At 70.4% G+C, this 5,825-nt stretch carries 5 protein-coding genes and 1 riboswitch; of the genes, 1 reads left to right on the top strand and 4 read right to left on the bottom strand.

Translation table 11 applies throughout. The features are described from left to right. Positions 1-130: 130 nt before the first annotated feature. The 4 genes from ACWGH4_RS29770 to gcvT all read right to left on the bottom strand — a co-directional run bounded on the left by ACWGH4_RS29770 (position 131) and on the right by gcvT (position 4,562). A complete protein-coding gene (locus tag ACWGH4_RS29770; protein WP_441266062.1) occupies positions 131-1,516 on the bottom strand; it encodes an L-serine ammonia-lyase in 1,386 nt (461 codons plus the stop codon). 194 nt (positions 1,517-1,710) lie between these two features. Further along, entirely contained in the window at positions 1,711-2,970 is a 1,260-nt protein-coding gene (gene glyA / locus ACWGH4_RS29765) for a serine hydroxymethyltransferase (protein WP_441266061.1), read from the bottom strand. Positions 2,971-2,992: 22 nt separating this feature from the next. Next, complete coding sequence (gcvH, locus tag ACWGH4_RS29760) at positions 2,993-3,367, bottom strand: glycine cleavage system protein GcvH (protein ID WP_159686883.1); 375 nt, start codon at positions 3,365-3,367, stop codon at positions 2,993-2,995. A gap of 79 nt (positions 3,368-3,446) precedes the next feature. Beyond that, positions 3,447-4,562: a glycine cleavage system aminomethyltransferase GcvT gene (gene gcvT, locus ACWGH4_RS29755; protein ID WP_453466376.1), complete on the bottom strand. Its 1,116-nt coding sequence runs from the start codon at positions 4,560-4,562 to the stop codon at positions 3,447-3,449. A gap of 148 nt (positions 4,563-4,710) precedes the next feature. After that, positions 4,711-4,807: riboswitch (glycine riboswitch) on the bottom strand. A 125-nt stretch (positions 4,808-4,932) separates the two neighbouring features. Between gcvT and ACWGH4_RS29750 the strand changes: the two genes are divergently transcribed. Then, the gene (locus ACWGH4_RS29750) at positions 4,933-5,628 is read left to right on the top strand and encodes an AAA family ATPase (protein WP_453466374.1); all 696 of its coding nucleotides are present in this window, start codon (positions 4,933-4,935) and stop codon (positions 5,626-5,628) included. Positions 5,629-5,825: the final 197 nt, after the last annotated feature.

Here is a 5,825-nt window from a genome sequence, read left to right as displayed (position 1 = left end):
GCTCCCGCAACCCGGCAAGATCATCACGCTCAACGCCCACGGTCCTCGCAACTCCCACAGATCGCGGGTGTTGCGAGGACCGTTAGAACCCAAGGCGCCGGGGGCCTTCCCATGCCCGAAAGGGCTGCGGTCAGCACTCGATGATGTTCACCGCGAGACCGCCGCGGGCGGTCTCCTTGTACTTGACCGACATGTCGGCGCCGGTCTCCTTCATCGTCTTGATGACCTTGTCCAGGGAGACCTTGTGGCTGCCGTCGCCCCGCATCGCCATCTTCGCGGCCGTGACCGCCTTGACCGCCGCCATGCCGTTGCGCTCGATGCACGGGATCTGGACCAGGCCGCCGACCGGGTCGCAGGTGAGGCCCAGGTTGTGCTCCATGCCGATCTCCGCGGCGTTCTCGACCTGCTCCGGGGAGCCGCCGAGCACCTCGGCGAGCGCGCCCGCGGCCATCGAGCAGGCGGAGCCGACCTCGCCCTGGCAGCCGACCTCCGCGCCCGAGATCGAGGCGTTCTCCTTGAAGAGCATGCCGATCGCGCCCGCGGCGAGCAGGAAGTCGACGACGCCCTTCTCGTCGGCGCCGGGCACGAAGTTCATGTAGTAGTGCAGGACCGCCGGGATGATGCCCGCGGCGCCGTTCGTGGGGGCGGTGACGACCCGGCCGCCGGCTGCGTTCTCCTCGTTCACGGCCATCGCGTAGAGCGTGATCCACTCCATGGCGAGAGCCTGCGGGTCGCCCTCGGAGCGCAGCTTGCGGGCCGTGGTGGCGGCCCGTCGGCGGACCTTGAGACCGCCCGGCAGGATGCCCTCGCGGGACATGCCGCGCGAGACGCACGCCTGCATGACCCGCCAGATCTCCAGGAGCCCCTCCCGGATCTCGTCCTCGGTGCGCCAGGCCTTCTCGTTCTCCAGCATCAGCGCGGAGATCGACAGACCGGTCTCCTTGGTGAGACGCAGCAGCTCGTCACCGGTACGGAAGGGGTACTTCAGGACGGTGTCGTCGGGGACGATCGGGTTGTCGCCCGCCGCCCCCTCCTGAGAAAGCACGGTCTCGTCGACGACGAACCCGCCGCCGACCGAGTAGTACGTCTTCTCCAGCAGCGTCGTGCCCTCGGCGTCTCGGGCGAGGACCGTCATGCCGTTGGCGTGGTACGGCAGGGCCTTGCGGCGGTGCAGGACGAGGTCCTCGTCGAAGTCGAAGTCGATCTCGTGGGCGCCGAGCAGGTTGATCCGCCCGTCCGCCTTGATCCGCTCGACCTGCTCGTCGGCGCTCTCGACGTCGACCGTCCGGGGAGAGTTGCCCTCCAGGCCCAGCAGAACGGCCTTGGGAGTGCCGTGGCCGTGCCCGGTCGCGCCCAGCGAGCCGTACAGCTCGGCCCGTATCGCCGTCGTATGGGCGAGCAGGCCCTCGTTCTTCAGGCGCCGGGCGAACATCCGGGCGGCGCGCATCGGGCCCACCGTGTGGGAGCTGGACGGGCCGATGCCGATCGAGAACAGGTCGAAGACCGAGATGGCCACGGGAAACTCCTTGTGGGTGGTAGACGCCGTTGTCTGCCGTGTAGTGCAGCGGCGCGCAGCGCCTCGTGTACGGGTGGCGTTGGGCGCGGAGGCATTGCGTGTGCGTGGTGCTTACGTGGTGCGGGGCACCGCGCGCACGGTCCAGTGTGCGCGGTGCCCCTTTTGTTTTGTTCGGGTCCGTTACGGGAGATCCGTCACAGACCAGGGTAGAGCGGGTGCTTCGCGGCCAGGGCCGTGACGCGGGCGCGCAGCGCCGGCACGTCGTACGACGGCTTCAGGGCCTCGGCGATGATGTCCGCGACCTCGCGGAAGTCCTCGTCCTGGAAGCCGCGGGTGGCCAGCGCCGGGGTGCCGATCCGCAGACCCGAGGTGACCATCGGCGGCCGCGGGTCGTTCGGGATGGCGTTGCGGTTGACCGTGATGCCGACCTCGTGGAGGCGGTCCTCGGCCTGCTGACCGTCCAGCTCGGAGTTGCGCAGGTCCACCAGGACCAGGTGCACGTCCGTGCCGCCGGACAGGACGGAGACGCCGTGCTCGGTCACGTCGGCCTGGACCAGACGCTCGGCGAGGATGCGGGCGCCGTCCAGCGTGCGCTGCTGGCGCTCCTTGAACTCCTCGGAGGCGGCGACCTTGAAGGAGACGGCCTTCGCCGCGATGACGTGCTCCAGCGGGCCGCCCTGCTGGCCGGGGAAGACCGCGGAGTTGATCTTCTTGGCGAGCTCGGCGGTGGAGAGGATCACGCCGCCGCGCGGACCGCCGAGGGTCTTGTGCGTGGTCGTGGTGACGACGTGGGCGTGCGGCACCGGGTTGGGGTGCAGACCCGCGGCGACCAGGCCGGCGAAGTGCGCCATGTCGACCATCAGGTAGGCGCCGACCTCGTCGGCGATCCTCCGGAAGGCCGCGAAGTCCAGCTGGCGCGGGTACGCGGACCAGCCGGCGACGATCAGCTTCGGCTTGGACTCCTTGGCGAGGCGCTCGACCTCGGCCATGTCGACCTGACCGGTGGCGTCGTCCACGTGGTAGGCGACCACGTTGTAGAGCTTGCCGGAGAAGTTGATCTTCATGCCGTGGGTCAGGTGACCGCCGTGGGCCAGGTTCAGGCCCATGATCGTGTCGCCCGGCTTCAGCAGCGCGAACATCGCGGCCGCGTTCGCCTGCGCGCCCGAGTGGGGCTGCACATTGGCGTGCTCGGCGCCGAACAGCGCCTTGATGCGGTCGATGGCGATCTGCTCGACCACGTCGACGTGCTCGCAGCCGCCGTAGTAGCGGCGGCCCGGGTAGCCCTCGGCGTACTTGTTCGTGAGGACGGAGCCCTGTGCCTCCATGACCGCGACCGGAGCGAAGTTCTCCGAGGCGATCATCTCGAGGGTGGACTGCTGACGGTGGAGCTCGGCGTCGACAGCGGCGGCGACATCCGGGTCCAGCTCGTGGAGAGGGGTGTTGAGAAGCGACATCACTCGGTCCCTAAGGTTTTGGTCAGCCGGCGAAATCGGTGTACTCGTCCGCGGAGAGCAGGTCCTTCGGCTCCTCGCTGACGCGTACCTTGAAGAGCCAACCGCCCTCGAACGGGGCGGAGTTCACCAGGGACGGGTCGTTGACGACGTCCTCGTTGGCCTCGGTGACCTCACCGCTGACCGGGGAGTACAGGTCGCTGACCGACTTGGTGGACTCCAGCTCGCCGCAGGTCTCGCCCGCGGTCACCGTGTCACCGACCTCGGGGAGCTGGACGTACACCACGTCGCCGAGCGCGTTGGCCGCGTGCTCCGTGATGCCGACCGTCGACACGCCGTCCTCGGCGGCCGACAGCCACTCGTGCTCCTTGCTGTAGCGCAGCTGCTGGGGGTTGCTCATGACCTGAATTCTCCTGTACGCGGGGGAGTGCTGGTGAACGGGGAGAGGGTGCGGACGATCACTTCCGGCACCCGGAGGATCACTTCTGGCGCTTGTAGAACGGCAGCGCCACGACCTCGTACGGCTCGTGGGTGCCCCGGATGTCGACGCCGACCCCCGGAGTGCCCGGCGCGGCGTGGGCCGCGTCCACGTAGGCCATGGCGATCGGCTTGCCGAGGGTGGGGCTCGGGGCGCCCGAGGTGACCTCGCCGATCACCGTGCCGTCCGCCACCACCGACATACCGGCACGGGGGACCCGGCGGCCCTCCGCGATCAGCCCGACGAGCTTGCGCGGCGGCGCGGACTCGGCACGCTCCGCGGCGGCCGTGAGCGCCTCACGTCCGACGAAGTCGCCCTCCTTCTCGAACTTCACCACCCGGCCGAGGCCCGCGTCGAACGGGGTGAGCGCCGTGGTCAGCTCGTGCCCGTACAGCGGCATGCCCGCCTCCAGACGCAGCGTGTCACGGCAGGACAGGCCGCACGGGATCAGACCGGCGGGCGCGCCCGCGTCGGTCAGCGCCTGCCAGAGCTTCTCGGCGTGCTGCGGCTCGACGAACAGCTCGAAGCCGTCCTCGCCGGTGTAGCCGGTGCGGGCGATCAGCGCCGGGACGCCGGCCACGGTGCCCGGCAGGCCCGCGTAGTACTTCAGTCCGTCCAGGTCCGCGTCGGTCAGGGACTTCAGGATGCCGGGGGACTCCGGGCCCTGGACCGCGATCAGCGCGTACGCGTCACGGTCGTCACGGACGGTGGCGTCGAAGCCCTGGGCGCGCCCGGTGAGGGCGTCGAGGACGATCTGGGCGTTGCCGGCGTTGGCGACGACCATGTACTCGTCCTCGCCGAGGCGGTAGACGATCAGGTCGTCGAGGATGCCGCCGTCCTCCTGGCAGATCATCGTGTAGCGGGCGCGGCCGAGGCCGACGGTGCCGATGTTGCCGACCAGCGCGTAGTTCAGCAGGTCGACGGCCTGCGGACCGGTGACGGTGATCTCACCCATGTGGGACAGGTCGAACAGCCCGGCCTTGGTGCGGACGGCGTTGTGCTCGTCACGCTCGCTGCCGTACCGCAGGGGCATGTCCCAGCCGGCGAAATCGGTCATGGTCGCGCCCAGCGACCTGTGCAGGGCGTCGAGTGCGGTCAGACGGGGGGCGTTGCTCATAGGTGTGGCTCCCAGGGCATGGCTGCGAGGACAATCCTCCCCATCTGTCATCGGAACCTGAGAGGTTCGCCCCGACTACGCGTACGGGTAGTCGTGACTTGCACCTTGGGTGGAGCCACTCGAATGCGGCTCGCTTTTCAGATCTGCCTCATCACACGCGGTACGGGGCCTGAGAGATTCAAGGGAGGAACTTGCTCCTTCGGCGCCCGCCACAGAGGTGGCAGGGACTCTCCCGCGTGGATTCAAGCGGCCGGTATGGAGTTTGCGCGCACATCATTGCACGCATCGGGGAAGAGTGGAGCGTGAGGCCGCCCTGAAAACACTTGAGCCGCATTACCAATTCTTTACACTTCATGGGCAAGGGTGTGGGATGACCCGACACGGGGAGGGGACGACGTTGCAGCCGACCGGTGCATACGCCACGACCACGGGGGTGCCCGCGCCACCGGGCATGTCCGCCGTCCCGTCCCGGGCCGGAGCGGCCACGCCCGCCCTGCCCGTCCTGCGCGACCTGCGGCAGCGGGCCGGGCGCAGCCCGCACAGCCTGATCTTCGCCGCCGGTGACGTGGTGGTCGTCTCCGGCCTGCCCGGCAGCGGCAAGTCCACGCTGATCCGGCGCGCGGCGAGCGGCCTCGGCATCGACTCGCAGGACACGCGGGACCGCTGGGACGCCCGTGCGCCCCGCTTCCTGCCGTACGCGGTCTACCGCCCGCTGGTGCGGCTCGCCCACTACGCCGGACTGCGGCGCGCCCTCCGCTCCGGGGCGAGCGTCGTCGTGCACGACTGCGGCACACAGGCGTGGGTGCGGCGCTGGCTCGCCCGTGAGACACGGCGGCGCGGCACGTCCCTCCACCTGGTGCTGCTGGACGTGACACCCCAGGTCGCGCGGGCGGGCCAGCGCGAGCGGGGCCGCGGCGTCTCGGGTTACGCCTTCGCCCGCCACCGCCGGGCCGTCTCCCGCCTGGTCACCGACGCGGAGGCGGGCCGCCTGCCGGGCGGCTGCGCCTCGGCGGTCCTGCTGGACCGCGAGGCGGCGGGGACGCTGGGGCGGCTGGGCTTCGGATAACGACCGCCTCCACGACCGCGGCGCGAGCCCTGTTCCCTCCCCGCCCTCGCCGTACCGAAGCGCGGCTCCGCCCCGCCGCGGCCCAGCCCCCGGGGGCCCTGCACCCCGCGCCCGCGCGGTGCCCGCCCTCTCCTCCCACCGCCCCCCCGCCGGGCGAGGTACGCCCGGACGGGGGAATTGGCTACACCAAAAAAGCC

This window comes from Streptomyces sp. NPDC054847 (assembly GCF_053610925.1).
Note: the sequence above shows the minus strand (reverse complement) of the source record. Positions and strands in the feature narration are given on the sequence as shown.